Origin of the sequence: Intestinibacillus massiliensis (genome assembly GCF_900155735.1) — a bacterium.
GTDB lineage: Bacteria > Bacillota > Clostridia > Oscillospirales > Butyricicoccaceae > Intestinibacillus > Intestinibacillus massiliensis.
Genome location: NZ_LT707055.1, coordinates 1 through 23,507 on the forward strand (window position 1 = coordinate 1; position 23,507 = coordinate 23,507).

The window sequence follows — 23,507 nt, forward strand, 5'->3', positions numbered from 1 at the left end:
AGGATACGGCGGCGGAAGGCCAGCCCGCAGGATCCACTGACGAAGCCGTTGCCGACGCCCCCGCGTCCCTCCCGGCGGACGACGCCCTGATCGACGAAGATATGGCGGTCACCCCTGAGGACGAGGCCGTGATCGAAGAGCCCGAAGTCCCCGCGGCGGAAGCGCCTGCGGCAGTCGCCCCGGCAGCCCCGGAGCAGGCGTTCGTCACGCTGACGGTCGAGCAGGTCCTGGTTTACGGCGGCAAGGAATTTGTCGAGCGCGAGGCCTATGAAGTCGTGGAAGGCAGCACGGTCGATACCGCGGATTATATCCGCGCCACCGCGGGCGTCCGTTATGTGGACGGCGCAGGGCAGGCCGATGCAGCGGACGGCCTGGTTGTCCGGCTCTATTATGAATTTGCATAAGCGGAAATCGCAAACGCCCCGCGTCCCGGGAAAAGGGACGCGGGGCGTTTTTTTCCCTTTTGCTGCGCTGCCTTCGAGCAGGGGAGCCAAAAACCATTGCAGGCCGAGTTGGAACATTTTGCGCCGGCGTGCGTCTTCCTTAGTATCCGGCTCCAGCCCGTGCGCCGCCGCGCAGGCCGCCGCGCAGCATTCGCGGACATAATCCTCCGCGTCCTCCACCACGCCTTCCCGCAGCAGTGATAGGCGGAAACCCAGTGCATGAGACGGGGGGCACCCCTCCTCCGGCGCCGCCCCTTCCGGGCACGGCCACGGGTCGCCGAACAGCGCGTCCGCGCCCACGCTGGAGAGCGCGCACGCGCCCCCTTTTTTGACCTGCGAGCAGAGCAGCAGCAGGGAAGCGTCCACGTCCGCCATGCCCGGCAGGTCGCGCGCATCGGTCGCGGGCAGCAGGGCGGCGCAGAGCGCGGCGTTGCTAATCGGCACCGTATGGTGCGCCGTGCCAAGCAGGTTTGCCATGATTTCTATATACGTATCGTCGTTATCGGATTCGAAGTAACTCTGCGTAAAGGATTTTTCGCTTTCCTGCGAACCGGCCGACCAGGTGTGCAGCGGAGGCAGCCCGCGTTTTTCATATTCGCGCGCGGCCACGAGCGCCATGGCCGAGGACGCCAGGCCGCCGGAAAGGAAGGCGCAGGGCGGCGTGCCGGCCTCAAGCTGGCGGCGAACCGCGTCCTCTACCAGCCAGCGCGTGTGCTCGGCCGTCTGCTCCGGGGAATCCGGATGTGCCCGCGCTTCGAGCGTCCAGTAAGCGTGCGAGGTGAATTCCCCGGCCTGCAGCACGGCGTAATGGCCGGGCAGCACCTCGTGGACATTTTTAAACACGCCGTCCCCCGGCATGCGCGCCGGGCCAAGCAGCAGGAGCGCGCGCAGGCCGTCCTGATCCAGCTGCGGGCGCACGCCGGGGTGGCACAGCAGCGCCTTGAGCTCGGATGAAAACACCAGGCCGTCGCGCACGCGGCTGTAGAACAGCGGCTTGACGCCGAGCCGGTCGCGCGCGAGCGTCAGGGCCTTGGCGCGTTTGTCCCAGACGGCGAAAGCGTACATGCCGTTGAGCTGGGGCAGGCAGCCCGCGCCCCATTCCATGAAGGCGTGCAGCAACACCTCGGTGTCCGAGCGCCCGGCAAAGGTGTGCCCGCAGGCATATAAGGCATGCCGCAATTCCTCTGTATTATACAACTCTCCGTTATAAATAAGTATGATATTGCCATCTGGCGAGGCCATCGGCTGCTTCCCGCCCGCCGGGTCGGCCACGGCAAGCCGCCGGTGCACCAGGCACGCGGTTGCGTCGGCGTAGCCGCCNCACAGAATAATTCGATATGTAACTGCGATGTAACCGCCGCAGGGTAGAATAAAGCCATAAGATAAAGACAGCGCAATGCATGAAAGAGGTTGACGATCATGATGAAATATACAATTTCGAAGTTTATGGCAACTGCAGCAGTCCTGACGTTCGGCGCGACGATGCTGTTCTCCGCAGCGGCGGCCGACCTGGACAGCGCGGACGCTTCCAGCGCATCCACGGCTTCCACCGAAACGGCGGCAGCAGAGCCCTCCGCCCCTTCCGAAACGGCGGCGGCAGATACTTCCGCCCCCTCTGAAACCACGGCGGGCAGCGCCGAGGCTTCCGCCGATACGGGTGCCGACGTTTCCGCGGACAGCGCGGAGGCGGATGGGGAAACCGGCGCCGCAGCCGAGGATACGGCGGCGGAAGGCCAGCCCGCAGGATCCACTGACGAAGCCGTTGCCGACGCCCCCGCGTCCCTCCCGGCGGACGACGCCCTGATCGACGAAGATATGGCGGTCACCCCCCAGGCCGTCTCTTTTACACATCTAGATGGGGATAAGAGAAAGCATCAAAACAAAGGAAAGGTGCGCAATCAAGGCGGCATTAAATCAGAGAACGGAAGNTGAAGGAGGTCCTGCGCATGAAAAAAAGGGTGTGCTGTTTGGCGCTGCTGGCCGGCCTGCTGGCGGGACAGGCGGGCGCATGGTATTACGACCTGCCGTCCGAATGGGCGCGGGACGAAGTGCGCGCCGCGGAGGATTCCGCGCTGGTGCCGAACGAGCTGACGGTGGGGTATTCCCTCGGGATGCCTTTCTATACGACGAAGGGCGGCGGGATCACCCGCTATGCCTTCAGCGAGATGCTGGGGCGGCTGATCGCCCTTTCCCAAAAGACCGACCCGGGCACCCTCGCCGCGCGGCAGCGCGAAGCGGGCAAAACCGCCTCGTTCTCGGACTACGCGCCGGACGACGCGGTATTCCTCGCCTGCGCGTTCGGCCTTGTGGAGGGGCAGCCGGGCGGCGCCTTCCAGCCGGGCGGCGCGCTGACCCGCGAACAGGCAGCCAAGATCCTGACGCTTGCGGCCGAGGCCGTGCAGCCCGGCACCTACCAGGCCGGCGGGGATGCGCCCCTTGCCCTCGCGGACGCGGACGCGGTTTCGCCCTGGGCGCGGGGCTATGTGGCCTATGCGCTGCAGAGCGGGCTGATGAAGGGCGTCGGCGAAGGCCGCTTCGACCCGCAGGGCGGGCTGACGATCGAGCAGGGCACGGTGCTGGCGTACCGCCTGGCGGACAGGCTCGGGCTTTCCGGCGTGGTGCCCGCGGGCGCGAATAGCTGGATGTGGGAATACGGGCTGGACCGCACGTATTTCGCCGCCCATGAAGATGCGTACGGCGTGTGCTACACCGGCAGCAAGGGCGGCCCCATTAAACGGGTCGAGGTGACGGAGGCGCAGGTGAACGGCCTGCCCGCGTCGATCGCCCCGGCGGACGGGTACCAGTTCCCCGGTGCGCTGAACGTGGGCGCGGCGCTCGTGCACGAGCCGCTCAAGGTCGGCAAGATGTATGAATTTTCGCTCAAGCTCAAGCTATACCCGGCGGGCGGGGGCGACCCCATCGAGGTGGACGACCAGTTCACCTACTTGTGCGGGAAGTACTGCACCTACCCGGACGACAATTATTATTAATCGGGGAGGGCTTTGCGGGCATGCAAAAGGGAAGGACGTTTGTCCTTCCCTTTTTTGACGTTACAGGGCTTCCGCCTCGGCGAGCCAGAGCGCGGAAACTGCGTCGGAGGGCATGCGCCAGTCGCCGCGCGGCGACAGCGTGACCGTGCCGACCTTGGGGCCGTCCGGCAGGCAGGAGCGCTTGAACTGCTGCGAGAAGAAACGGCGCAGGAAGGTGACGAGCCACTTTTTAATCGTCGCGCCGTCGTACTGCCCGGCGAAGGCCTTCTGCGCTACGCGGAAGACCTTGCGCGGCGAATAGCCCCAGCGCAACATATAATAAAGGTAGAAGTCGTGCAGCTCGTAGGGGCCGACCAGCTCCTCGGTCTTCTGCGCGATCTCGCCGTCCTTGGGCGGCAGCAGCTCCGGGGAGACCGGCGTGCCGAGCACGTCGAGCAGGATCTCGCGCAGGCCGTCGCCCGAGCGGGAGGCCTCGAAGGCAGTCAGGTAGCGCACAAGCGTCTTGGGGATCGAGGCGTTCACGCCGTACATGGACATATGGTCGCCGTTATAGGTCGCCCAGCCGAGCGCAAGCTCGCTCAGGTCGCCGGTGCCGACCACCAGGCCGCCCACTTCGTTGGCCAAATCCATGAGCACGAGCGTGCGCATGCGCGCCTGCCCGTTTTCAAAGGTGACGTTGAGGTCGTCCTTGGCGTGGCCGATGTCGGCGAAGTGCTGGTCGACCGCGGCCTTGATATCGACGACGCGCAGCGTCGCGCCGTAGGCTTCGGCCAGCTTTTCCGCGTTGCCCTTGGTGCGCGCGGTGGTGCCGAAGCACGGCATTGTGACGGCCAGGATGCCGCTGCGGTCGAGCCCCAGCATGTCGAAGGCGTGCACCGTGACGACCAGGGCGAGCGTGGAGTCCAGCCCGCCCGACAGGCCGATGACCGCGTCCTTGCAGCGCGCGTGGCGCAGGCGGGTGGCAAGGCCGGTCGCCTGCATGGTCAGGATTTCCTGGCAGCGCTCCTCCAGCGCGCCCTTGTCCGTGGGGACGAAGGGGGTCGCGGGCACATAGCGGTCGGCGAGGTCGTCTTCCAGCGGCTCGAGCCGCAGCTCCGCGACATAGGGCGCTTCCATGGTTTCAAAGGTATTCATGCGGCGGCGCTCGTGCACGAGGCGGCCGAGGTCGACGTCCGCGTAGCACAGGCCGCTTTCAAACCGGCGGCTTTCCGTGAGCAGCGCGCCGTTTTCCGCGATCAGGTTGTGCCCGGCGAAAACCAGGTCCTGCGTGGATTCGCCGAAGCCCGCGTCCGCATACACATAGGCGCACAGCAGCCGTGCGGACTGCCCCCGGACCAGGTCGCGCCGGTAGGCCGCCTTGCCGACCACCTCGTCCGACGCGGACGGGTTCGCGATCACCGTCGCGCCCATCTGCGCCAGCGCGGCGGAGGGCGCGTCAGGCACCCAGAGGTCCTCGCAGATCTCGACGCCGAGCGTCAGCGCGGGCAGTTCCGGGCACTGGAACAGCAGCCCGGTACCGAAAACCGTGTCCTGGCCGCAGGCCTTGGCCGGCGCCGGCTCAAGCCCCACGCCCGGGGCAAAGTGGCGCGCCTCGTAAAATTCCGCGTAGTTCGGGATATTCTGCTTGGGCACAAGCCCCGCGATACGCCCCGCGCACACGACGGCCGCGCAGTTATACAGCTTGCCGCCAAAGGCGAACGGCAGGCCGACGACCAGCGCGGCGTTGAGGTCGGTCGTCTGCGCGCAGACTGTGCCGAGCGCGTCGAGCGCGCCGCGCAGCAACGTCTCGTGCAGGAACAGGTCGCCGCAGGTGTAGCCGGTCAGGCACAGCTCGGGGAAGACGACGAGCTGCGCGCCCTTTTCCGCGGCCTGCCGCGCCTGGCGGATGATTTCCGACGCGTTATAGGCGCAGTCGGCCACGCGTATGGCCGGCGTGGCCGACGCTACCTTAATAAATCCGTCCTTCATGATGGGTTCCCTCCAAAATCTAAACAGCCGGGGCTGTATTTTTTACTTCTTGCCGGATATGCCTCATTTTAACCCTGTGCATTAACAGTATACCCCGCGCCGCCCGGTTTCGCAACGGGAAACGCGCGGATGCGGCCGCGTGCCGGCGCCATGGCATGCGCTAGGAAAAGAATGGTAGAAAAATCCCCGCTTATTTTGTGCAGTTTTGCTGCCCATGCGCGGGTCCGCCTATAAATGGCGGATTTTGTGTACCCGTGCCCGCATATGCGCAGAATGCGCCCCCGGGCGGAACGATTACAAAACGATAATTTTATACGCCCTTTCACAGGATGTTGAAATTAGGACGGTTTGGCAAGATTATTCCTGGTTTTTTCGTACAAAAATCAAACGTTAAATTATTGACAAAAACCTGTGGCCGTATATAATAGAAATAGACATGCTAAAAGTAAGGTGTGTCCTAAATACATCGCTTTATAGGCTGCGTTTCGGCGTTTTGCTGGGCTGATCGTCCTCCTTCGGCTGGGCGGACAGCGCTTTTTTGTGAGCGCGGGAGGCCGGCCGTGGAACCGGGCTGTAAGGCGGGGCAAAACTGCTTGTATTTACAAACATCTACTACAATTTTTTTGGGAGGTTTACTGGCATGGATTTTAGGCTTACGAAACAGCAGGCAATGGTTCAGAAGCTCTGCCGCGAGTTCGCAATCAACGAAGTTGAGCCGATCGCCGCAGAGATTGACGAGCAGGAGCGTTACCCGGAAGAAACCGTACAGAAGCTCATGAAGTACGGCCTGATGGGCATTCAGTTCCCGAAGGAAGTCGGCGGCTCCGGCGGCGACTACATCTGCTACTCGATCGCGATCGAGGAGGCATCCCGCTTCTGCGGCACCACCGGCTGCATCATCTCTTCCCACGCGACCCTGGGCGCTTGGCCGATTTACGCGTACGGCACCCCGGAGCAGAAGGAAAAGTTCCTGCGTCCCCTGGTTTCCGGCCAGAAGCTCGGCGCGTTCGGCCTGACCGAGCCGAATGCAGGCACCGACTCCGCTTGCCAGCAGACCACTGCTGAGCGGCAGGCAGACGGCACCTGGCTGATCAACGGCTCCAAGGTGTTCATCACCGGCGGCGGCCGCGCGGATACTTATGTTATTTTCGCAATGACCAACAAGGCTGCGGGCAACAAGGGCATTTCCGCCTTTATCGTTGACAAGAACGACCCGGGCTTCAAGATCGGTAAGATCGAGCACAAGATGGGCATCCGTGGTTCCCAGACCTCCGAGCTGATCTTTGAGGACATGGTCCTGCCGGCAGACCGTCTGCTGGGCCAGGAAAACAAGGGCTTCAAGATCGCTATGCAGACCCTGGACGGCGGCCGTATCGGCATCGCTTCCCAGGCGCTGGGTATCGCGCAGGGCGCCCTCGACAAGGCTGTCCAGTACATGCAGGAGCGTGTACAGTTCGGTAGGACGCTGGACAAGTTCCAGGGCCTGCAGTGGATGGTAGCGGACATGGAAGTCAAGATTGACGCCGCCCGCCTGCTCATCCGCCGCGCCGCTTTCAATCATGACGTAGGTCTGCCGTTCACCAAGGAAGCTGCTATGGCTAAGCTGTACGCTTCCGAGGTCGCTATGGAAGTTACCACCAAGTGCGTCCAGCTGCACGGTGGCTACGGCTACATCCGTGAGTATCCGATGGAGCGCATGATGCGTGACGCCAAGATCACCGAGATCTACGAGGGTACTTCTCAGGTTCAGAGAATGGTTATCGCTGGCCAGATCTTCAAGAAGAAGTAATTTAGTAAGAGGAGGAAGTACTGAATCATGAAAGTTATTGTTTGCGTAAAGCAGGTTCCTGATACGTCCGGCAAGGTTGCCGTTAACCCGAACGGTACCCTGGACCGCGCTTCCATGGCGACCATCATCAACCCCGATGACAAGAACGCGGTTGAAGCGGCGCTGACCCTGAAGGATAACTTCGGCGCAAAGGTCGTCGTTATCACCATGGGCCCCCCTCCGGCGGCCGAGATGCTGCGTGAGCTGCTCGCAATGGGCGCTGACGAGGGCGTACTGGTTTCCGCGCGCGAGTTCGGCGGTTCCGATACCTTCGCTACCTCCCAGATCCTGGCCGCTGCGATCAAGAAGATCGGCCTGGAGAAGGACGACATCGTCATGTGCGGCCGTCAGGCAATCGACGGCGACACCGCGCAGGTCGGCTCCCAGATCGCTGAGAAGCTGGACATCCCGCAGATTTCCTACGCTGCCGACATCCAGCTCGACGGCTCCAAGGTTACCGTTAAGCGTATGCTGGAAGACGGCCATATGACCATCGAGACCCAGACCCCCTGCCTGCTGACCTGCATCAAGGAGCTCAACGAGCCCCGCTACATGTCCGTCGGCGGCATCTTCTGGGCGTTTGAGCAGGAGATCACCGTTCTGGACTATGAAGCTCTGAAGGATGATCCGCTGATCGACCTGGACACCATCGGCCTGAAGGGTTCTCCCACGAATATCTTCAAGTCCTTCACTCCCCCGCAGAAGGGCAAGGGCGTTATGCTGGAAGGTGCTGACAAGGCTACTTGCGACACCCTGGCGGCTGCCCTGCTGAAGAAGCACATTATTTAATCGAAAGGAGAATTTACAACAATGGCTGATTTTAATAACACCAACCTGGCCGATTTCAGCGGCGTATGGGTATTTTGTGAGCAGCGTCAGGGCACGCTGCAGCCGACCGTCCTGGAGCTGATCTCCGAGGGCCGCAAGCTGGCGGACGACATGGGCGTAGAGCTGTGCGGCCTGCTGCTCGGCGACAAGGTCGAGGGCATGGCGAAGGAACTGGGCGCTTACGGCGCTGACAAGGTTTTCGTCTGCGACGACCCGTCCCTGGCTACTTACACCACCGACGCTTATGCGAAGGTGATCTGCGACGTCGTTATGGACAAGAAGCCGGAGATCATGCTGATCGCGGCGACCAACATTGGCCGTGACCTCGGCCCGCGCTGCGCGGCCCGCCTGCACACCGGCCTGACCGCGGACTGCACGCACCTCGACGTTGATGTTGACAAGTATGCTGCATTCCTCGGCGAAGCTTCCACCCTGCCGCAGGAGCAGCTGGACGCGCTCGACCGCAGCGACCGCAACCTGAAGATGACCCGTCCGGCATTCGGCGGCCACCTGATGGCGACCATCATCTGCCCGCGTTTCCGCCCGCAGATGGCGACCGTCCGTCCGGGCGTCCTGAAGCGCGGCGAGTACGACGAGGCGAAGGCGAACGCGGTTGTCGTTGAGAAGCTGGCTGTCAGCGTTTCCGACGCGGACCTCAAGACCAAGGTCCTGGAAGTTGTCAAGGAAGCCAAGGAGCTGGTCGACCTGACCGGCGCTGAGGTTGTCGTTTCCGTTGGCCGTGGTATCTCCAAGGACGTCGAGAAGGGCATCGCGCTGGCGGAAGAGCTGGCTGCGGAGTTCAACGGCGGCGTTGTCGGCGGTTCCCGTGCGGCGATCGACTCTGGCTGGCTGTCTGCTGACCATCAGGTTGGCCAGACCGGCAAGACCGTACACCCGAAGCTGTATGTTGCGCTGGGTATTTCCGGTGCGATCCAGCATAAGGCTGGTATGCAGGATTCGGAGTGCATCGTTGCTGTCAACAAGAACGATGGCGCCCCGATCTTCGACGTAGCCGACTACGGCATCTGCGGCGACCTGTTCAAGGTTGTCCCGATGATGATCGATGCGGTTCGCGCTGCGAAGGCTGCTAAGTAAGCATTTGCATGATAAAAGCCCTGTCCGGGAAACCGGACAGGGCTTTTTTGCGCCTGTTTTGCAGTTCTCAGTACCTGCGCCGCAGCCCGGCCAGCACGGCTGCCAGCCACAGCGGGAGGAGCACCGCGCCCAGGGCGTAGGCGGGGGCAATGGCCGGGCAGGGGAGCGCGGCCAGCCCCAGGCACAATGCGAGGAAATGCCCGGTGCGCAGCCGTGCGCGGGCGCGTGCCAGCGGGGCGGGGTCCCGCTCCAGCAGGGCTTCCGCCTGCTCAAGGGCGAGGAGAGACGTTTCGCACCGCAGCAGGGCGCACGCCCAGTAGACGGCCAGCGCGGCCAGCGTCACCCAGTGCTGGCCTGCGGGCAGGGGGGGCAGCAGCATATACGCCGCCCAGGCGGCGGCCNGAGCACGCCCCCGCAGGCCACGGCCGCCGCCGCGCCCCACCCGGGGCAGGGCAGGCAGGCCTGCAGCGCCGCGCCGTAGGCGAGAAGCAAGGTTGCACGGCGCATCACAATCCCCCCTTTCGCTTAATGTATACAGTATAACACAAAAAATTAGCAAGATGTGACAATGTCTATCCCAATTTGTTTGGTTATTTTCACGATAGGAATCCTGTGGATAACCCTGTGGAAATGTGGATAACTACTTGTAATACCGCGCCTGGAACCTCCAGGTCGCGCCGTTTCCGGTTTACCATTTGTATATGTTAAAATATTCATTCTGTAAATCGGGGCATATACAGCCAAAATATCGGGCAAAATGACGGTAAAATTGCGACTGATATGGAGGTAAGTTCTGATGGAAGATGAGAATATTTTCGGGCAGGGGAGCGGCGACGAGTCAAAGGACAGCATCACGCAGACCGGCTCCATTACCGCGAAATCCGCGCGCGGCGTGATCCATTGTATCACGATCGTGGGGCAGATCGAAGGGCATATGGAGTTGCCGGCGCAAAATAAAACCACCAAGTACGAGCACATCATCCCGCAGATCACGGCGGTGGAGGAATCGGACGAGATCGACGGCCTGCTCGTGCTGCTTAACACGGTCGGCGGCGACGTGGAGGCCGGTCTGGCCATCGCGGAGCTGATCGCCGGGATGCGCAAGCCGACGGTATCGCTCGTGCTGGGCGGGGGGCACTCGATCGGGGTGCCGCTCGCGGTGGCGAGCCGCAAGAGCTTTATCGCGCCCTCCGCGGCCATGACGATCCACCCGGTGCGCATGAACGGGATGGTGATCGCCGTGCCGCAGACCTATGCCTATTTTGAAAAGATCCAGGAGCGGATCGTCAATTTCATCACCGCGCATTCCCACGTGGACGAGCAGACCGTCCTGAAGCTCATGATGGAGACTGGCGAGCTGTCCACCGACGTGGGCACGATCGTGGGGGCGCAGCAGGCGGTCGACGTCGGCCTGATCGACGCGGTCGGCACGCTGTCCGACGCCCTCGACTGCCTGCACGCCATGGCGGACGAACACAAGGCGGCACAGGGCGGCGATGTCGCGCAATAACGTGCTAAATCACTAACAATTTGCCCCGATACCGTTGTTTTACACCTCTGGATATGCTATTATAAGCATAATGCGGCTGGGGTAGCCGCAAAAGAGAAATCAAGGGGTGTAACATGAAAGAGAGAGAAAAGTTTGGCTCACGGCTGGGCTTCATCCTGATCTCCGCAGGGTGCGCCATCGGCCTGGGCAACGTCTGGCGCTTCCCCTATATTACCGGCCAGTACGGCGGCGCGGCCTTCGTGCTGTTTTACCTGTTCTTCCTGCTGATCCTCGGCCTGCCGATCATGGCGATGGAGTTTGCGGTCGGCCGTGCAAGCCAGAAGAGCGCGGCGCGTTCCTTCCATGAACTAGAGCCGAAGGGGACGAAATGGCATTGGTACAGCTACGGCGCGATGGCGGGCAACTACCTGCTGATGATGTTCTACACGACGGTCGGCGGCTGGATGCTGTCCTACTTTGTCAAGATGGCCAAGGGCGATTTCGTCGGGCTGGACGCGGCGCAGGTGGGCGACGTCTTTAACGGCATGCTGGCCAACCCGGCGCTGCTGGTGTTCTGGATGGTCGTCGTCACGCTGCTGGGCTTTGCGGTCTGTTCGCGCGGCCTGAAAAACGGCGTGGAGAAGATCACCAAGGTCATGATGGTGTGCCTGCTGGCGCTCATGGTGGTGCTGGTGTTCCGTTCGGTCACGCTGGACGGCGCGGCGGACGGCCTGTCGTTTTACCTGAAGCCGGACTTCGGCAAGATGGTCGAGGCCGGCGCGGGCGAGGTCATCTTCGCGGCCATGGGGCAGGCGTTCTTCACGCTTTCGCTCGGCATCGGCGCGATGGCGATCTTCGGCAGCTATATCGATAAGAAGCATACGCTGACCGGCGAGGCGGTAAGCGTCACGGTGCTCGATACGTTTGTCGCGATTATGGCCGGCCTGATCATCTTCCCGGCGTGTGCGGCGTTCGGCGTGCAGCCGGATTCCGGCCCGGGGCTGGTCTTCGTCACCCTGCCGAATATCTTTAACGCGATGCCCGGCGGCCGCCTGTGGGGCGCGCTGTTCTTCGTGTTCATGTCGTTCGCGGCGCTGTCCACGATTATCGCGGTATTTGAAAATATCCTGTCGTTTGGCATGGACCTGTGGGGCTGGACGCGCAAGAAGGCCGTGCTGGTCAACATTGTGGCGATTATCCTGCTGTCGCTGCCGTGCGCGCTCGGCTTCAACGTCCTGAGCGGCGCGGCGATCCCGGCCATCGGCAATATCCAGGACATCGAGGACTTCATCGTGTCGAACAACCTGCTGCCGCTCGGCTCGATGGTCTACCTGCTGTTCTGTACGTCCAAGCACGGCTGGGGGTTCAAAAACTTCCTGGCCGAGGCCGACGAAGGCCGTGGCATCAAGTTCCCGCGCTGGACGCGTGTCTATGTGTCCTATATCCTGCCGGTCATTGTGCTGGTGATCTGGGTCATCGGCTATATCCAGAAGTTTGCAAAGTAAAAAATAGGGGAAAAGTGCCTGCCCAGCTGGGTAGGCACTTTTTTGCGCCTCCAAGGGCTTTGCGGGCGTTTCCCCGCGCCCCTTGTATCGGACGGGAGCGGCGCGGTATTCCCCCGGGATAGGCTGCAAAAACGCGATAAAAAAGCCCCCCGGCCATCATCGCCGGGGGGCTTTTTGCTTTATGCGCGGTAGAACGCTTGGAAGCCCAGGAACGCCATATAGAGGTCAAGCTTCGCGATGACCTCAAACGGCGCGTGCATGGAAAGCACCGGCACGCCCGCGTCGACCGTGTCGATGTTGCGGTTCGCCAGGAACATGGCGACCGTGCCGCCGCCGCCCTGGTCGACGCGGCCGAGCTGTGCGGTCTGCCAGACGACGCCCGCGCCGTCCAGGATGCAGCGCACGCGCGCCATCAGTTCCGCGGCCGCGTCCGAGGTGCCGGACTTGCCGCGCGAGCCGGTGTACTTGACGATGGCGAGGCCGCAGCCTGTCCGCCCGTCGTTGCGCTTTTCCGAGACCTCCGGGAAGTTGGGGTCGTAGGCGTTGCACACGTCGGCCGACAGGCACATGGAATTTTCATAGCAGACTTCCGGGTACACGCCTTCGGCGCGGCACAGGTCGGCCATCATCGTGTCGAAGAAGCGGGACTGCATGCCGGTCACGCCGTCCGAGCCGATCTCCTCCTTGTCGACGAGCAGCGCCATCGCGGTGTGCATGGGCGCGCCCGCCAGCGCGAACAGGCCGGTCGCGGCAGGGTAGGAGCAGACGCGGTCGTCGTGGCCATACGCGCCGACCATCGAGCGGTCAAAGCCGATGTCGCAGGCGTTCCACGCCGGGACGGCGGACAGCTCGGCGGACAGGAAATCGGCCTCGGTCATGCCGTATTCACGGTTCAGGTACTCCATGACGGCAAGCTTTACCTTATCGCTGCACTTTTCGTCCTCGGTCCTCGAGGGTTCCAGGCCGATCAGCAGGTTCATGCCCTCGCCCTTGACGACCTCGGTCGCCTTTTTCGCCATCTGCTCGGAAGCCAGGTGCGGCAGCAGGTCGGTGATGACGAACTTCGGGTCGCCCGGCTTGTCGCCGATGCGCACCTCGGCCTTGCGGGTCTCGCCGTCCTTGCAAACGCAGACCACGCCGCGCAGCTCGAGCGGGATCGCCATCCACTGGTACTTTTTGATGCCGCCGTAATAATGGGTCTTGAAGTAGGCCATGCCGGTGTCCTCGTAGAGCGGCACGGTGCGGATGTCGATGCGCGGCGCGTCCAGGTGTGCGGCGGTCAGGCGGATGCCCTCGGCCAAGCTCTTCTGCCCGATCACGGCCAGGATCACGCCCTTCCCGCGGTTGACCTTGTAGACCTTGTCGCCCGGGTGGAGCTGCATCGTGCGGTCATACGCGGTGAAGCCGTGCGCCTCGGCCTGGCGGACAAGCTCCGCGGTCGCGTCGCGCTCGGTCTTGCCCGCGTCGAGGAAGCGCTTGTAGCCCTCGGCATAGTCCTGGATGGCGCGGCGGCCGTCGTCGGTCAGGCGGTCAAAGCCGGGCTTTTTGTCGTAAAAAAGCTGTTCGGAATTCATGGATAGGATCCTCCTTTAAGAATGGGAATGGCAAGGGGAGAGGGGGTCAGCCGGTGGGGAGCGAAGCCCAGAACCGGTCGACAAGCGGCCGGAGCGCCTCCAGGCCGTCGCTGTTTTCTATGATATAGTCGCACCGGGCGCGGTAGAACGTGTCGGGCGGCTGCGCGCCGACCCGGGCGCGGGCGGCCTGCTCCGTCAGCCCGTCCCGTTCCATGATGCGCCGCACCCGCACCCCGAAGGGGGCGAGGACGCCGAGCACGCCGGCGTCGCACAGNTCAGCGGCCCCGGCCAGAAATTGTTCGCCAGGATTTTGGCCGCGGGCGGCACGTCCGGGCACAGGTCGTAAAGCTGCGCGAAGTCCGCGATGTGCACAATGAGCGGGTTGTCCTGCGGCCGCCCCTTGGCCGCGAAAATCTTACGCACCGCGGCCTCGTCGAACGCGTTTGCGCCCAGGCCGTAGACCGTTTCGGTCGGGATGCCGACGACCTGGCCGGCGCGCAGCAGGTCGGCGGCCTGCTGCAGGGCGGTGGGATCGGTCGCCGGGTCGAGTAATTTGGTTTCCATTGAAACACTTCCTGTTATAATTAAAATAGATATAACTAATAGTTTACGATTTATCGCATGGTATGCACGGGCGGGGGAGCTTTACAACAGCCCCGGCAGCGCCGCCGCCACGCCCGGCAGGCCGATCAGCCCGGTATAAAGCCCTACCGCGACCAGCGCCGCGCCGATGCCGAGCAAGATCAGCTTTTTGGTCAGCTTCATGATCAGCAGGATCACGTTCAGCAGGATGAACGCGCCGCCGAGCACCAGCCACGGCGAGGACTGCAATAGGGAAACAACGTCTTGCATAAGGGGTCTCCTTTCAACGGGGGTCAGGCGCTTTCCTGCGCCTTGAGCTTTTCCGCGGTGTCCGCGGTGACGAGCGCGTCGATCACGTCGTCAAGCTCCCCGTCCATGAACTGGCCGAGCTTGTACAGCGTCAGCTTGATGCGGTGGTCGGATACGCGGTTCTCCGGGAAATTATAGGTGCGGATGCGCTCGGAACGGTCGCCCGTGCCTACCTGGCTGCGGCGGTCGGCCGCGATGGCGGCGTTCTGCTTTTCCACCTCGGCTTCGTACAGGCGGGTGCGCAGCACGCGCAGTGCCTTGTCCTTGTTTTTGTGCTGGCTCCGCTCGTCCTGGCACTCCACGACGGTATTCGTCGGGATGTGGGTGATGCGGATCGCGGACGAGGTCTTGTTGATGTGCTGGCCGCCCGCGCCGGAGGAGCGGAAGGTGTCGATGCGCAAATCCTTGGGGTCGAGGTAAAAATCGACCTCCTCGGCCTCGGGCAGCACCGCGACCGTGACGGTCGAGGTGTGGACGCGCCCCTGGCTCTCGGTCTCGGGGACGCGCTGCACGCGGTGCACGCCGGATTCAAACTTCAGGCGCGAATACGCGCCCTCGCCTGCGATCTGGAACACGATTTCTTTATACCCGCCAAGCTCGGTCTCGCTGGCGGAGAGCACCTCGGCCGTCCAGCCGCGCTTGGCCGCGTACATGGAATACATGCGGTAGAGCGAACCGGCGAACAGCGCCGATTCCTCGCCGCCCGCGCCGCCGCGGATTTCCACGATGATGTTTTTCTCGTCGTTGGGGTCGCGCGGAAGCAGCAGCACCTTGAGCTGCGCGGACAGGCGCTCGATATCGCCCTTTGCCGCGGCAAGCTCCTCCTGCGCCATTTCGCGCAGCTCGGGGTCGGAGAGCATTTCCTCCGCGTCCGCCAGCGTGTGCTGCGCGGCCTTATATTCGCGGAACGCCGCGACAATCGGCTCCAGGTTGTTGCGCTCGCGGAGCAGCTTGGCCGCGTTTGCGGGGTCGTCGTACAGGTCGGGCGCGGCGAGGCGGCTTTCCAATTCCTCCAGCCGCGTTTCAAGCGCTTCGAGTTTATCGAACATGGTTTTGATTTCCTTTCCAGAGGGGGTTACATCGTATCGCCGGGCGGCGTACCCATGGCGCGCAGCGCGCCGATCAGGCCGTCGAGCGCGGCGTGCCGTTGGTCGAAAAACGGGCGGAACACGCCGCGCCAGTGCTCGACCGCCTCGAAGGTCACCGTTTCAAAGCCGGGCTTGCCGTCCTCGCCGGTATAGCACACGCAGTACAGCACGCAGGTGACAAAGCGCTCCGCCTGCGCGGGGGAAAGCGGCGCGCCGCCGTCTTCCAGCACCTGCATGCCCAGCGCGGCCTGGTATTCGGCGGGGACGCGCAGAATGCGCGCGGCGATGCTGTTGTACAGGCTTTCGGCCGCGAACTCGTCGAGCGCGCCGTCCGTCAGGCGGAGCAGCAGCGCCATGACGCGCGCGTCCTGCTCGGCGGGCATTTTCTTTTCGTCCATACGGAGGCTCCTTTCAGGGCGGGGGCTTCACAAAAACGCAGGGGCGGGCGGCGCGCCGTCACCATCTCCCCGTGAGCACAAGCCCCATGATGGAGCCGTACTCGCGCAGGTGCAGCGCGATGCGCTGCATGAAAAACGGCGTTTTGGCCGGGATGGCGTAGGGGTCAAGCCCGGCGTGCAGCAGCAGGCGGCGCGCCCGCGCGATATGGAAGTCGCTCGAGATCACGGCGGTGCGGTAACCGTCCGGGAACCGGGCGTCCAGCAGCTTTTTGGCATTTGCGATGTTCTGGATCGTATTGTTGGAGCGGTCCTCCAGGATCAGGCGGTTTTCGGGCACGCCGCGCGCGGCCAGGTAATCGCGCATGGCGAGGGCTTCCGGGCAAGGCTCGTTGTCGCCCTGGCCGCCGCACAGCACGGCGACCGACTGCGGGTGCGCCTCCAGGAACCCCTGNCGTGCCGGTGAAGCCCTCGACCGCCTCCTCCAGCCATTCGCGCGAGAGGATATCGAGGTGGTTCGTCGGTTCGTCCAGGATCAGCATATTGAGCGGGTCGTACATCAGCTCGCACAGGCGCAGGCGGCTCTTTTCGCCGCCGGAAAGGCTGCGCACCAGCTTCTGCTGGTCCTCGCCCGAGAACAGGAACGCGCCCAGCCGGTTGCGGGCGGTCTGCATGGTCAGGTTTTTGTCGTAAATCAGGGTTTCGACCAGGTTGCGGTTGCCGTTTTCAAAATGCACCTTCTGCGGCAGGTAGGCCGGCCGCAGGCCGACGCCCTTTTTGACCGTACCCGCGTCCGGCGCAAGCTCGCCGACCAGGATGCGCAGCAGCGTGGTCTTGCCGGTGCCGTTGTCGCCCAGGATGGCGATGCGCTCGCCGTTGCGCACGTTAAAGGATACGTCCTGCAATACGGCGCGGCCGTCAAAGCGCTTGGTGATGTCGCGCACTTTGAGGACGTCCTCGGTCTCATAGTCCGGGTCGCCGAAGGACATGGACATACGCTTTTCCGGGCGCGGCCGGTCGGCCACCTTCATGCGGGCGATGCGCTTCTCGATCGAGGCCGCGCGCTTGGCGAGGTGCTCGGTGCCGTGTTGGTGCATCTTGCGCGCGGTGGCCTCCAGGCGCTGCCTCTCCGCAAGCTGGTTTTCGTGCAGCGCCATCTGCTGCTCGATGCGGCGCTTGCGCTCCTCCGCGTAATACGAGTAGGAACCGGCGTAAAAATCGCACTTGTGGTCGCGCAGCTCGATGATGCGCGAGCAGCACTGGTCGAGGAAATAGCGGTCGTGCGAGATGATGAGCACGGTGCCCGCGTAGCCGTCCAGGTAGTCGCCGAGCCAGGCGACCGCGTTCATGTCCAGGTGGTTCGTCGGCTCGTCGAGCAGCAGGATGTCGGTGTGCTCCAGGATGATGCGCGCCAGGTTGACGCGCGTCTGCTCGCCCCCGGACAGCAGGGAAAAGGCCTGCGAGCGCTGCGCCTGGGGGATTTCGAGGCCGTTTACGACCTTATCGACCTCGTAATCGCGGTTATAGCCGCCGAGCGCCTCGAGCTTTTGCCCGAGCGCGCCGTACTGCCGCAGCAGCCCAGCGTCGTTTGCGTTCTTGGCCATTTCATTTTCCAGCCGGGTCATCTGCGCCATGATCCCGTCGGTCTCGTGGAAGGCCGAGCGGAGCACGTCCTCGACCGTCGTGCCGGGCGCGAAGTCGGGCATCTGGTCGATCACGCCGACGGTTTTGCCCGCGCCGGTGGTCACCGTGCCCCCGTCGAACGGCAGGCGGCCGGTGATGCAGTGGAACAGGGTGGTTTTGCCCGTGCCGTTGGCGCCGAGCAGGGCGACCTTTTCGCCGGCCTGGATATCGAACGTAATGCCGTCCAGGATCAGGCGGTCGCCGTAATATTTTGTAAGTTGGTTGATAGAAAGGTCAGCCATGGTGGTTGTTTCCCTCACTCGACGGATGTGGATAAGATGACAAAAAGACCGCAGGCAGGCGCCCCCGGTCTTTCCGTTTATGCAGTCTAAATGGTGAGCTGGGCGTCGTCCGCGTCGGGCTGCGGCAGCAGCGAGAACGCGATATCGGGGCGCAGGGTCTCGATAAAGTTGACGCCAAACTCGAGCAGCCGCTGCAGCATCGCCTCGTCGTGGCACTCGGTGCACGCGATGTACAGGCCGACGCGGTGCGCCTCTTCGCAGAGGGATGCCGTCAGCACGGCGGGCGCGACGCGCAGGCCGAACAGGTGCGCGTCCTGCGCGGAGCGGATGAGCGCGCCCTCGTTCGTGGGCGCCTCGAGCACGTCCGCCATGAAGTGCAGGGCGGGGAAGCGGTGCGCGAGCTTTGCGGCCTCGGACAGCGTCAGGTCGACGAAATAGGCAAAGTCGGTATAATCCGCGTGCGCGAGCGCAAGCTGTACCTGGGCGCAAAGGCCGGCGTTGCGCAGGTGGATGCAGAGTTTGGACGCGCAGGACTTGGCCAGCTCGATCGCCTGGCCGATGGTGACGATCTTCTGGAACGCGCCGCGCGCCTCCTCGAACGTGGCTTCGGGCAGGGACAGGCGCGAGCCGTCCGCGAGCGGGTAGCCGCCGCGGCCGCACAGCACGGCGATGCCGTCCGACGTCAGGTCAAGCTCGATCGCGCAGCCGCCCGCGCCGGCCTCGTTGCCGGCCATGATCGCCTCCAGGCTGTCCGGTTCGGTGTCCATGCATGCGGGCGCGGAAACGATAAAGGTATCCTTGTTGGTGTATAGCATAATGTAAAAAGCCTCATTTCAAACCGGTGGATATTGCAAGGGCCGCCTCCGGCCCGGCTGCCGGCGTCAGACCTTTTCCGGTGCCCCGTAGGCCTCGCCGAAGGTCTCGACCGTGACGCGCTGCATGCGCTGCGCTTCGCGCGGGCGGTCGTTGTAATCGCGGGGGGTGTTGACGATGGCGTCGCATGCCTCGATGTTCTCGATGACCTTGCCGAAGGCGGCGTACTGGCCGTCGAGGTGGGGCGAATCCTCCGTCATGATGAAGAACTGACTGCCCGCGGAGTCCGGCATCATCGTGCGCGCCATGGAAAGCACGCCGCGCGTATGCGTGAGGCCGTTTTGGAAGCCGTTCGCAGTGAACTCGCCGCGGATGCAGTAATCCGGGCCGCCCATGCCGGTGCCGTCCGGGTCGCCACCCTGGATCATGAAGCCGGGGATGACGCGGTGGAAGATCAGCCCGTCGTAAAAGCCGGACCGCGCGAGCGAAATAAAGTTGCGCACCGTGTTCGGCGCGGTTTCGGGATACAGCTCGGCGCGGATCACGGCGCCGTTTTCCATCTCAATGGTTACGATTGGGTTTTTCATAATATCATGCCCCTCCTGGAAGGGGCCTCCCTCCAAACATTAAATTTTCGACCATCCCTATTCTATCAAAGTTTGCCTGGCAGGACAAGGTGCAATGCGCTTTTTCGCATAAAATTTTGCCTGTATAACGCGCCCGCCCTGTGCGCAACCTGACGGAAACGGGCTTTTTTGTACCGGTATGGCGAAAGGGGGCGAGAAAAATGGCGAAACACAAGATCAGGCACGCGTGGCAAAAGCTGAACCGGGTATACCCGACCGGGTTCGAAATCGACGAGGAGGGCAAGACCCCGGAGGGCGCGACCTTCCCGTCGCAGGTCTATGTCGAGGATTTGCGCAACTGGTGCGCGGACCACGAGGTCTAGGCCGTCGGATGATAAAGGGGGCTGGCACAGTAACCTGCGCCAGCCCCTTTTAAGAGAGATTTAAATGTTTGTGGGCGTATTTTGGATTAGCCCTCGAAGGATTTCAGGAACTCGTCGACATTGTCGGTGGTAACCTTGTCCGCCGGGGTGAACAGTACATACTGGTCGTTGACGATGGACGGTACCTTGCCGTTTGCGAGGTCGACCGCGCACTTCAGCGCGCCTTCGCCCTGGCCGATCGGGTTCTGGTTGACCGTCATCTTCAGCGTGCCGTCCTTGACCGCGTTGCAGCCGTTCTCGGTCGCGTCGATGCCGACGATCGGGACGGTGATCTCGCCCTTGTCGGAGGTCTTCATCGCTTCGGCTACGCCGAGCGCCATGTCGTCGTTGTTGCAGATGACCATGTCATACGGCTTGCCGGTGCCCATGAACTGGGTGAACTTGTCCATCGCCTTGGCGCGGTCCCATTCAGCCGTGTCTTCATAGACGTAGGTGACGTTGAAGCCCGCATCCTTGAGCGCGGCCTTGACGCCGTCGGTGCGCTTGGAAACGCTGTCCTGGCCGAGAGGGCCCATCAGCAGTACGGCGTTCAGGTCGGGGCCCTTGCCCTTAAACAGGGAAGCGAGGTATTCGCCCTGCGCCTTGCCGGCCTCGGCTTCGTCCATGCCGACGTAGCAGTGCTTCTCGTCGAGGATCGACAGGTCGGTGGGCATACGGTTGAAGAATGCGACCGGCATGTCGCCGGCGGCCTGGATGATCTCCGCGCCGGAGTCGTTGTTGCACAGCGCGACGATCATGGCGTCATAATCGTCGGAAGCGCAGGTCTGTACCTGGGAAATCTGTGCGGAAATATCGTTGTTTGCGTCAAAAACCTTGAGCTCGACGTTGCCGTCCTGCTCCGCAAGCTTGAGCGCGGCCTGCTCGCAGTTCGTCAGGAACTGGTCGCGCTGCGCCAGGGACATGCCGATCTTGAGCTTGCGGCCGGTATCGGCAGTATCCTTCGCGTCCGCGGCGGCGTTGGAACCGGCGGGCTTGGAAGCGGCATCCGGCTTTTTCTCACCCGTGCCGGCGCAGCCGGCGAGCGCGCCCAGCATCATGATACCGGCCAGGCCAAGGGCTAACAGTCTTTTCTTCATGTGATCCTCTCCTTCTTCTCATTGCGTCAGCGCTGCCAAGTGCAGCACCAATGACAATAATTATAAGCTCGGGTTTCAATTATTGCCTTCATATTTTTGCGGTGCCACTAGGCCGGAATGGCAGAAAAATCGGGTAATCGTTCACAAAATGTGTATACAATTTTTCTGCACCTTCAAATTTTTGCGGAATGGACAGAAAAAGAAGGTTTCAGATTACAGTTTATAGGAGAATTGCACATAAGGGGGGCGCCGCCTACGGGCGGCCGCTGTGCCGCTTGAGCGTGGGGATGAATTTGCGCGCGAAGGCGCCGCGCCCGCGGTTCTTTACATAAAAGTAGCCGATGACGGAGAAGACCACCGCGCCGATGAAGTTGACGAACAGATCCTTCATCGTGTCCAGCAGGCCGACGTCGATATAGCCGCCGTACTTGGCCATCCAGTCCTCCCCGTTGACCACAAGGCTGTGGATCGGCTCGTGCACCACGACGTTCAGGCCGTCCGGGTTGAGCAGCACCGAATTGACCTGCGTGATGACGAAATCCTTCTGCATATCGGTGTGGAACACCAGATCCATAAAGCATTCAAAAAACTCCCACAGCACGCCGACCGTCATGGAGAAGCAGAACGCGACGACCGCGACGAATAGCGGCGACAGGTGGAAGGAGAATTTTTCGCTCCGGTTCAGGATGTCGACGAGCGCGATGCCGATCGCCGCCATCAGGAAGCCGTTCAAGGTGTGCAGCATGGTGTCCCAGTAGGGGATGCGGGTGTAAAAGGAGTCGATCTCGCCCAGGATTTCCGCGGCGAAGATGAATAAGTAGATGATTGCTTCGAGCACGGGCGGGATGTCGATCCCCAGGCGGCGGTCGACAAAGATCGGCACGCAGAACAGCAGAAGGGTCAGCACGCAGGTGAAGATATTCTCATAATTGCCCATCAGCGCCTGGCGGATGATCGTCAGCACGACCAGGATGGACAGGAAGCCGCGCAGTGTGAGGCGCCGCTTGACTCGTTTTTCCATAGTTCCTCCTTACAATAAAACGGGTATGTTCCCTACTATTATAAAGGAGGGCGCGGGGTTTGTACAGACGGGGGGCTTATTGCCCGCGCGCGGCCATGTCCGCCATGATCTTGGGGTACAGGCGGTCGAGCCGGTAAAAGAGCAGCGCCGCGGCGATCAGCCCCCAGGCGAGCAGGTTGCCGAGGATATAGATGTGCTCCACCATAAAGGCCGCCTGCGCCGGGATCAGCGACGTGCCGGTAAAGCCCGCGGCCTCAAGCAGCAGGCCGACCAACGCCATCGTCGCGCCGCTGCCGAACTTCTGCCCGGCCGTGGTCGCGGAAACGATCACGCCCTCGAGCCGCACGCCGGTCTTCCAGTGGCCGTATTCGATGATATCGCTCAGCATGGAGTATTTGACGCCGCGGAAACAGCCCTTGCCCACGCCGCGCAGCACGCAGGCGAACAGCGCGAGGGACAGGTTTGCCGGGGCGAACAGCTGCGCCGCCATGCCGGAAACGGCGATCAGAGCGCCCAGCAGCGCGACATTGCGCTTGCCGAGGCGGAAGATCAGCGGGCCGATCAGCAGCACGGCCGCGATCTGCGGGACGGACTCGAAGGTCGCCAGTACGCCGGTGAGGTCGCGGTTTCCCAGGACATACTGCGCATAGTAGGCGCTGCACGAGCCGGTGACGGCCTCGTAGAACGCGAGGAACACCGAAAGCAGGAAAAACAGCACAAAATACTTATTGGTGAGGACAAGGCGCAGGCCGGCCAGCGCGGGCACCGCGCGCCCCTCGCGCGTCTTGGTCTCGAGCGGCACGCGCTCGTGGCAGTTTTTGAAGCAGAACCACAGCATCCCAATGGCGAGCACCGCGTACAGCAGCGAGACCGTCACCCAGGCGCGCTGCGTGTCGCCCAGCAACGAGACAAGCGGGAAGGTGACCGCGGTGACCACCAGGTTGCCGACCGCGGACATGCCGGTGCGGAACAGGTTGATCGAGGTGCGCTGCCCGGCGTCGCGCGTCATCAGCGTGGCCAGCGTGGCGTAGGGCAGGTTGAGCGCGGTATACACCACGGTCGTGCACAGGTTATAGGTGATAAAGATGTAGATCGCCTTGACGAGCGGTGAGCCGGGCGGCACGGTGAACAGCAGCACGGCGGACGCGCCGTAGGGCAGCATCATCCACAGGATCCAGGCGCGCGCCTTGCCGTGGCGCGAGTGCGTGCGGTCGATCAGCGCGCCGACCACGATATCGCTCACGCCGTCGAAGATGCGCGACACCATCAGGATCGCGCCGACGACCAGCACGTCCACATGCGCCACATTGGTGTAAAAGTAAAGCAGCAGGGAGGTGGTCAGTGCAAAAACCACGTTGCACGCCACGTCCCCCATGCCGTAGGCGGCCTTTTCCCGCAGGCTGATGTGCTCAAACTGCCGCTTCCCGTCGCTGTAACCCGCTTCCATCCCCAGTCCCCCTCCGTTTTAAAGTCCCTGTTACCATGGTAGCCTGGGAAGGAATAAAAATCAATTGACAGAACAACATAAGGTATTTTGTTCATTATGGGCATGGTGTACAAGCGGGCGCT

At 62.7% G+C, this 23,507-nt stretch carries 21 protein-coding genes and 1 pseudogene; 7 read left to right on the forward strand and 15 right to left on the reverse strand.

Annotated elements, in window-relative coordinates:
- Positions 1–1,733: asparagine synthase (glutamine-hydrolyzing) (asnB, locus tag CZ203_RS04560; protein WP_159456360.1), on the reverse strand; the 1,733-nt coding region annotated here is incomplete at its 3' end.
- Between the two features lie 656 nt (positions 1,734–2,389).
- On the opposite strand from asnB, the gene CZ203_RS04570 reads away from it, so the two are divergent.
- On the forward strand, positions 2,390–3,433 hold the full coding sequence (locus CZ203_RS04570; RefSeq protein WP_087064995.1) for an S-layer homology domain-containing protein: 1,044 nt from the start codon (positions 2,390–2,392) through the stop codon (positions 3,431–3,433).
- Positions 3,434–3,493: 60 nt separating this feature from the next.
- Here CZ203_RS04570 and CZ203_RS04575 read toward each other — a convergent pair whose 3' ends face one another.
- Entirely contained in the window at positions 3,494–5,401 is a 1,908-nt protein-coding gene (locus CZ203_RS04575; protein ID WP_087064996.1) for an NAD(+) synthase, read from the reverse strand.
- A 640-nt stretch (positions 5,402–6,041) separates the two neighbouring features.
- Here CZ203_RS04575 and CZ203_RS04580 point away from each other — a divergent pair.
- From CZ203_RS04580 to CZ203_RS04605, 5 genes are all read left to right on the forward strand, one after another.
- A complete protein-coding gene (locus CZ203_RS04580) occupies positions 6,042–7,190 on the forward strand; it encodes an acyl-CoA dehydrogenase (protein WP_087064997.1) in 1,149 nt (382 codons plus the stop codon).
- A 27-nt stretch (positions 7,191–7,217) separates the two neighbouring features.
- Positions 7,218–8,018: an acryloyl-CoA reductase electron transfer subunit gamma gene (gene acrB, locus CZ203_RS04585; RefSeq protein ID WP_087064998.1), complete on the forward strand. Its 801-nt coding sequence runs from the start codon at positions 7,218–7,220 to the stop codon at positions 8,016–8,018.
- A 21-nt stretch (positions 8,019–8,039) separates the two neighbouring features.
- A complete protein-coding gene (acrA, locus tag CZ203_RS04590; RefSeq protein ID WP_087064999.1) occupies positions 8,040–9,152 on the forward strand; it encodes an acryloyl-CoA reductase electron transfer subunit beta in 1,113 nt (370 codons plus the stop codon).
- 796 nt (positions 9,153–9,948) lie between these two features.
- Positions 9,949–10,662: a ClpP family protease gene (locus tag CZ203_RS04600; protein WP_087065001.1), complete on the forward strand. Its 714-nt coding sequence runs from the start codon at positions 9,949–9,951 to the stop codon at positions 10,660–10,662.
- Positions 10,663–10,775: 113 nt separating this feature from the next.
- Positions 10,776–12,146 carry a sodium-dependent transporter gene (locus CZ203_RS04605; protein ID WP_087065002.1) on the forward strand — a complete coding sequence of 457 codons (1,371 nt, stop codon included), beginning with the start codon at positions 10,776–10,778 and terminating at the stop codon, positions 12,144–12,146.
- Between the two features lie 179 nt (positions 12,147–12,325).
- On the opposite strand, the gene CZ203_RS04610 is transcribed toward CZ203_RS04605, so the two are convergent.
- The 10 genes and pseudogenes from CZ203_RS04610 to CZ203_RS04655 all read right to left on the reverse strand — a co-directional run bounded on the left by CZ203_RS04610 (position 12,326) and on the right by CZ203_RS04655 (position 19,419).
- Complete coding sequence (locus CZ203_RS04610) at positions 12,326–13,720, reverse strand: aminopeptidase (protein ID WP_087065003.1); 1,395 nt, start codon at positions 13,718–13,720, stop codon at positions 12,326–12,328.
- A 46-nt stretch (positions 13,721–13,766) separates the two neighbouring features.
- Entirely contained in the window at positions 13,767–13,934 is a 168-nt protein-coding gene (locus tag CZ203_RS14535; RefSeq protein WP_235847458.1) for a dephospho-CoA kinase, read from the reverse strand.
- Positions 13,916–14,284 (reverse strand): L-threonylcarbamoyladenylate synthase, encoded by a 369-nt coding sequence (locus CZ203_RS04620; RefSeq protein ID WP_087065005.1) that lies wholly within the window; start codon positions 14,282–14,284, stop codon positions 13,916–13,918. The genes CZ203_RS14535 and CZ203_RS04620 overlap by 19 nt, the downstream gene beginning before the upstream one ends.
- A gap of 81 nt (positions 14,285–14,365) precedes the next feature.
- Positions 14,366–14,572 (reverse strand): hypothetical protein, encoded by a 207-nt coding sequence (locus CZ203_RS04625; RefSeq protein ID WP_087065006.1) that lies wholly within the window; start codon positions 14,570–14,572, stop codon positions 14,366–14,368.
- Between the two features lie 23 nt (positions 14,573–14,595).
- Positions 14,596–15,660 carry a peptide chain release factor 1 gene (gene prfA, locus CZ203_RS04630; protein WP_087065007.1) on the reverse strand — a complete coding sequence of 355 codons (1,065 nt, stop codon included), beginning with the start codon at positions 15,658–15,660 and terminating at the stop codon, positions 14,596–14,598.
- Positions 15,661–15,686: 26 nt separating this feature from the next.
- On the reverse strand, positions 15,687–16,097 hold the full coding sequence (locus tag CZ203_RS04635; protein ID WP_087065008.1) for a hypothetical protein: 411 nt from the start codon (positions 16,095–16,097) through the stop codon (positions 15,687–15,689).
- Positions 16,098–16,155: 58 nt separating this feature from the next.
- Positions 16,156–16,512, reverse strand: coding sequence for a YdcF family protein (locus CZ203_RS04640; RefSeq protein ID WP_159456363.1), 357 nt, complete (start codon positions 16,510–16,512; stop codon positions 16,156–16,158).
- Between the two features lie 49 nt (positions 16,513–16,561).
- A pseudogene (locus tag CZ203_RS04645) lies at positions 16,562–18,019 on the reverse strand (ABC-F family ATP-binding cassette domain-containing protein); the annotation flags it as partial.
- 86 nt (positions 18,020–18,105) lie between these two features.
- Positions 18,106–18,834 carry a hypothetical protein gene (locus CZ203_RS04650; RefSeq protein ID WP_087065010.1) on the reverse strand — a complete coding sequence of 243 codons (729 nt, stop codon included), beginning with the start codon at positions 18,832–18,834 and terminating at the stop codon, positions 18,106–18,108.
- A 66-nt stretch (positions 18,835–18,900) separates the two neighbouring features.
- Complete coding sequence (locus CZ203_RS04655; RefSeq protein ID WP_200809432.1) at positions 18,901–19,419, reverse strand: peptidylprolyl isomerase; 519 nt, start codon at positions 19,417–19,419, stop codon at positions 18,901–18,903.
- Positions 19,420–19,619: 200 nt separating this feature from the next.
- On the opposite strand from CZ203_RS04655, the gene CZ203_RS14540 reads away from it, so the two are divergent.
- Complete coding sequence (locus tag CZ203_RS14540) at positions 19,620–19,781, forward strand: hypothetical protein (RefSeq protein WP_159456364.1); 162 nt, start codon at positions 19,620–19,622, stop codon at positions 19,779–19,781.
- A gap of 86 nt (positions 19,782–19,867) precedes the next feature.
- On the opposite strand, the gene CZ203_RS04660 is transcribed toward CZ203_RS14540, so the two are convergent.
- The 3 genes from CZ203_RS04660 to CZ203_RS04670 all read right to left on the reverse strand — a co-directional run bounded on the left by CZ203_RS04660 (position 19,868) and on the right by CZ203_RS04670 (position 23,385).
- Positions 19,868–20,917, reverse strand: a complete 1,050-nt coding sequence (locus tag CZ203_RS04660) for a sugar ABC transporter substrate-binding protein (protein WP_087065011.1) — start codon at positions 20,915–20,917, stop codon at positions 19,868–19,870.
- A gap of 253 nt (positions 20,918–21,170) precedes the next feature.
- Positions 21,171–21,938 carry a hypothetical protein gene (locus tag CZ203_RS04665; RefSeq protein ID WP_087065012.1) on the reverse strand — a complete coding sequence of 256 codons (768 nt, stop codon included), beginning with the start codon at positions 21,936–21,938 and terminating at the stop codon, positions 21,171–21,173.
- Between the two features lie 76 nt (positions 21,939–22,014).
- A complete protein-coding gene (locus CZ203_RS04670; protein WP_087065013.1) occupies positions 22,015–23,385 on the reverse strand; it encodes an MFS transporter in 1,371 nt (456 codons plus the stop codon).
- Positions 23,386–23,507 lie beyond the last annotated feature (122 nt).

Coding starts and splice junctions, on each gene's coding strand:
- CZ203_RS04570 (WP_087064995.1), top strand. CDS start 2,390: ATGAAAAAAAGGGTGTGCTGTTTGGCGCTGCTGGCCGGCCTGCTGGCG.
- CZ203_RS04575 (WP_087064996.1), bottom strand. CDS start 5,401: ATGAAGGACGGATTTATTAAGGTAGCGTCGGCCACGCCGGCCATACGC.
- CZ203_RS04580 (WP_087064997.1), top strand. CDS start 6,042: ATGGATTTTAGGCTTACGAAACAGCAGGCAATGGTTCAGAAGCTCTGC.
- acrB (WP_087064998.1), top strand. CDS start 7,218: ATGAAAGTTATTGTTTGCGTAAAGCAGGTTCCTGATACGTCCGGCAAG.
- acrA (WP_087064999.1), top strand. CDS start 8,040: ATGGCTGATTTTAATAACACCAACCTGGCCGATTTCAGCGGCGTATGG.
- CZ203_RS04600 (WP_087065001.1), top strand. CDS start 9,949: ATGGAAGATGAGAATATTTTCGGGCAGGGGAGCGGCGACGAGTCAAAG.
- CZ203_RS04605 (WP_087065002.1), top strand. CDS start 10,776: ATGAAAGAGAGAGAAAAGTTTGGCTCACGGCTGGGCTTCATCCTGATC.
- CZ203_RS04610 (WP_087065003.1), bottom strand. CDS start 13,720: ATGAATTCCGAACAGCTTTTTTACGACAAAAAGCCCGGCTTTGACCGC.
- CZ203_RS14535 (WP_235847458.1), bottom strand. CDS start 13,934: ATGGAACGGGACGGGCTGACGGAGCAGGCCGCCCGCGCCCGGGTCGGC.
- CZ203_RS04625 (WP_087065006.1), bottom strand. CDS start 14,572: ATGCAAGACGTTGTTTCCCTATTGCAGTCCTCGCCGTGGCTGGTGCTC.
- prfA (WP_087065007.1), bottom strand. CDS start 15,660: ATGTTCGATAAACTCGAAGCGCTTGAAACGCGGCTGGAGGAATTGGAA.
- CZ203_RS04635 (WP_087065008.1), bottom strand. CDS start 16,097: ATGGACGAAAAGAAAATGCCCGCCGAGCAGGACGCGCGCGTCATGGCG.
- CZ203_RS04650 (WP_087065010.1), bottom strand. CDS start 18,834: ATGCTATACACCAACAAGGATACCTTTATCGTTTCCGCGCCCGCATGC.
- CZ203_RS04655 (WP_200809432.1), bottom strand. CDS start 19,419: ATGAAAAACCCAATCGTAACCATTGAGATGGAAAACGGCGCCGTGATC.
- CZ203_RS14540 (WP_159456364.1), top strand. CDS start 19,620: ATGGCGAAACACAAGATCAGGCACGCGTGGCAAAAGCTGAACCGGGTA.
- CZ203_RS04660 (WP_087065011.1), bottom strand. CDS start 20,917: ATGAAGAAAAGACTGTTAGCCCTTGGCCTGGCCGGTATCATGATGCTG.
- CZ203_RS04665 (WP_087065012.1), bottom strand. CDS start 21,938: ATGGAAAAACGAGTCAAGCGGCGCCTCACACTGCGCGGCTTCCTGTCC.
- CZ203_RS04670 (WP_087065013.1), bottom strand. CDS start 23,385: ATGGAAGCGGGTTACAGCGACGGGAAGCGGCAGTTTGAGCACATCAGC.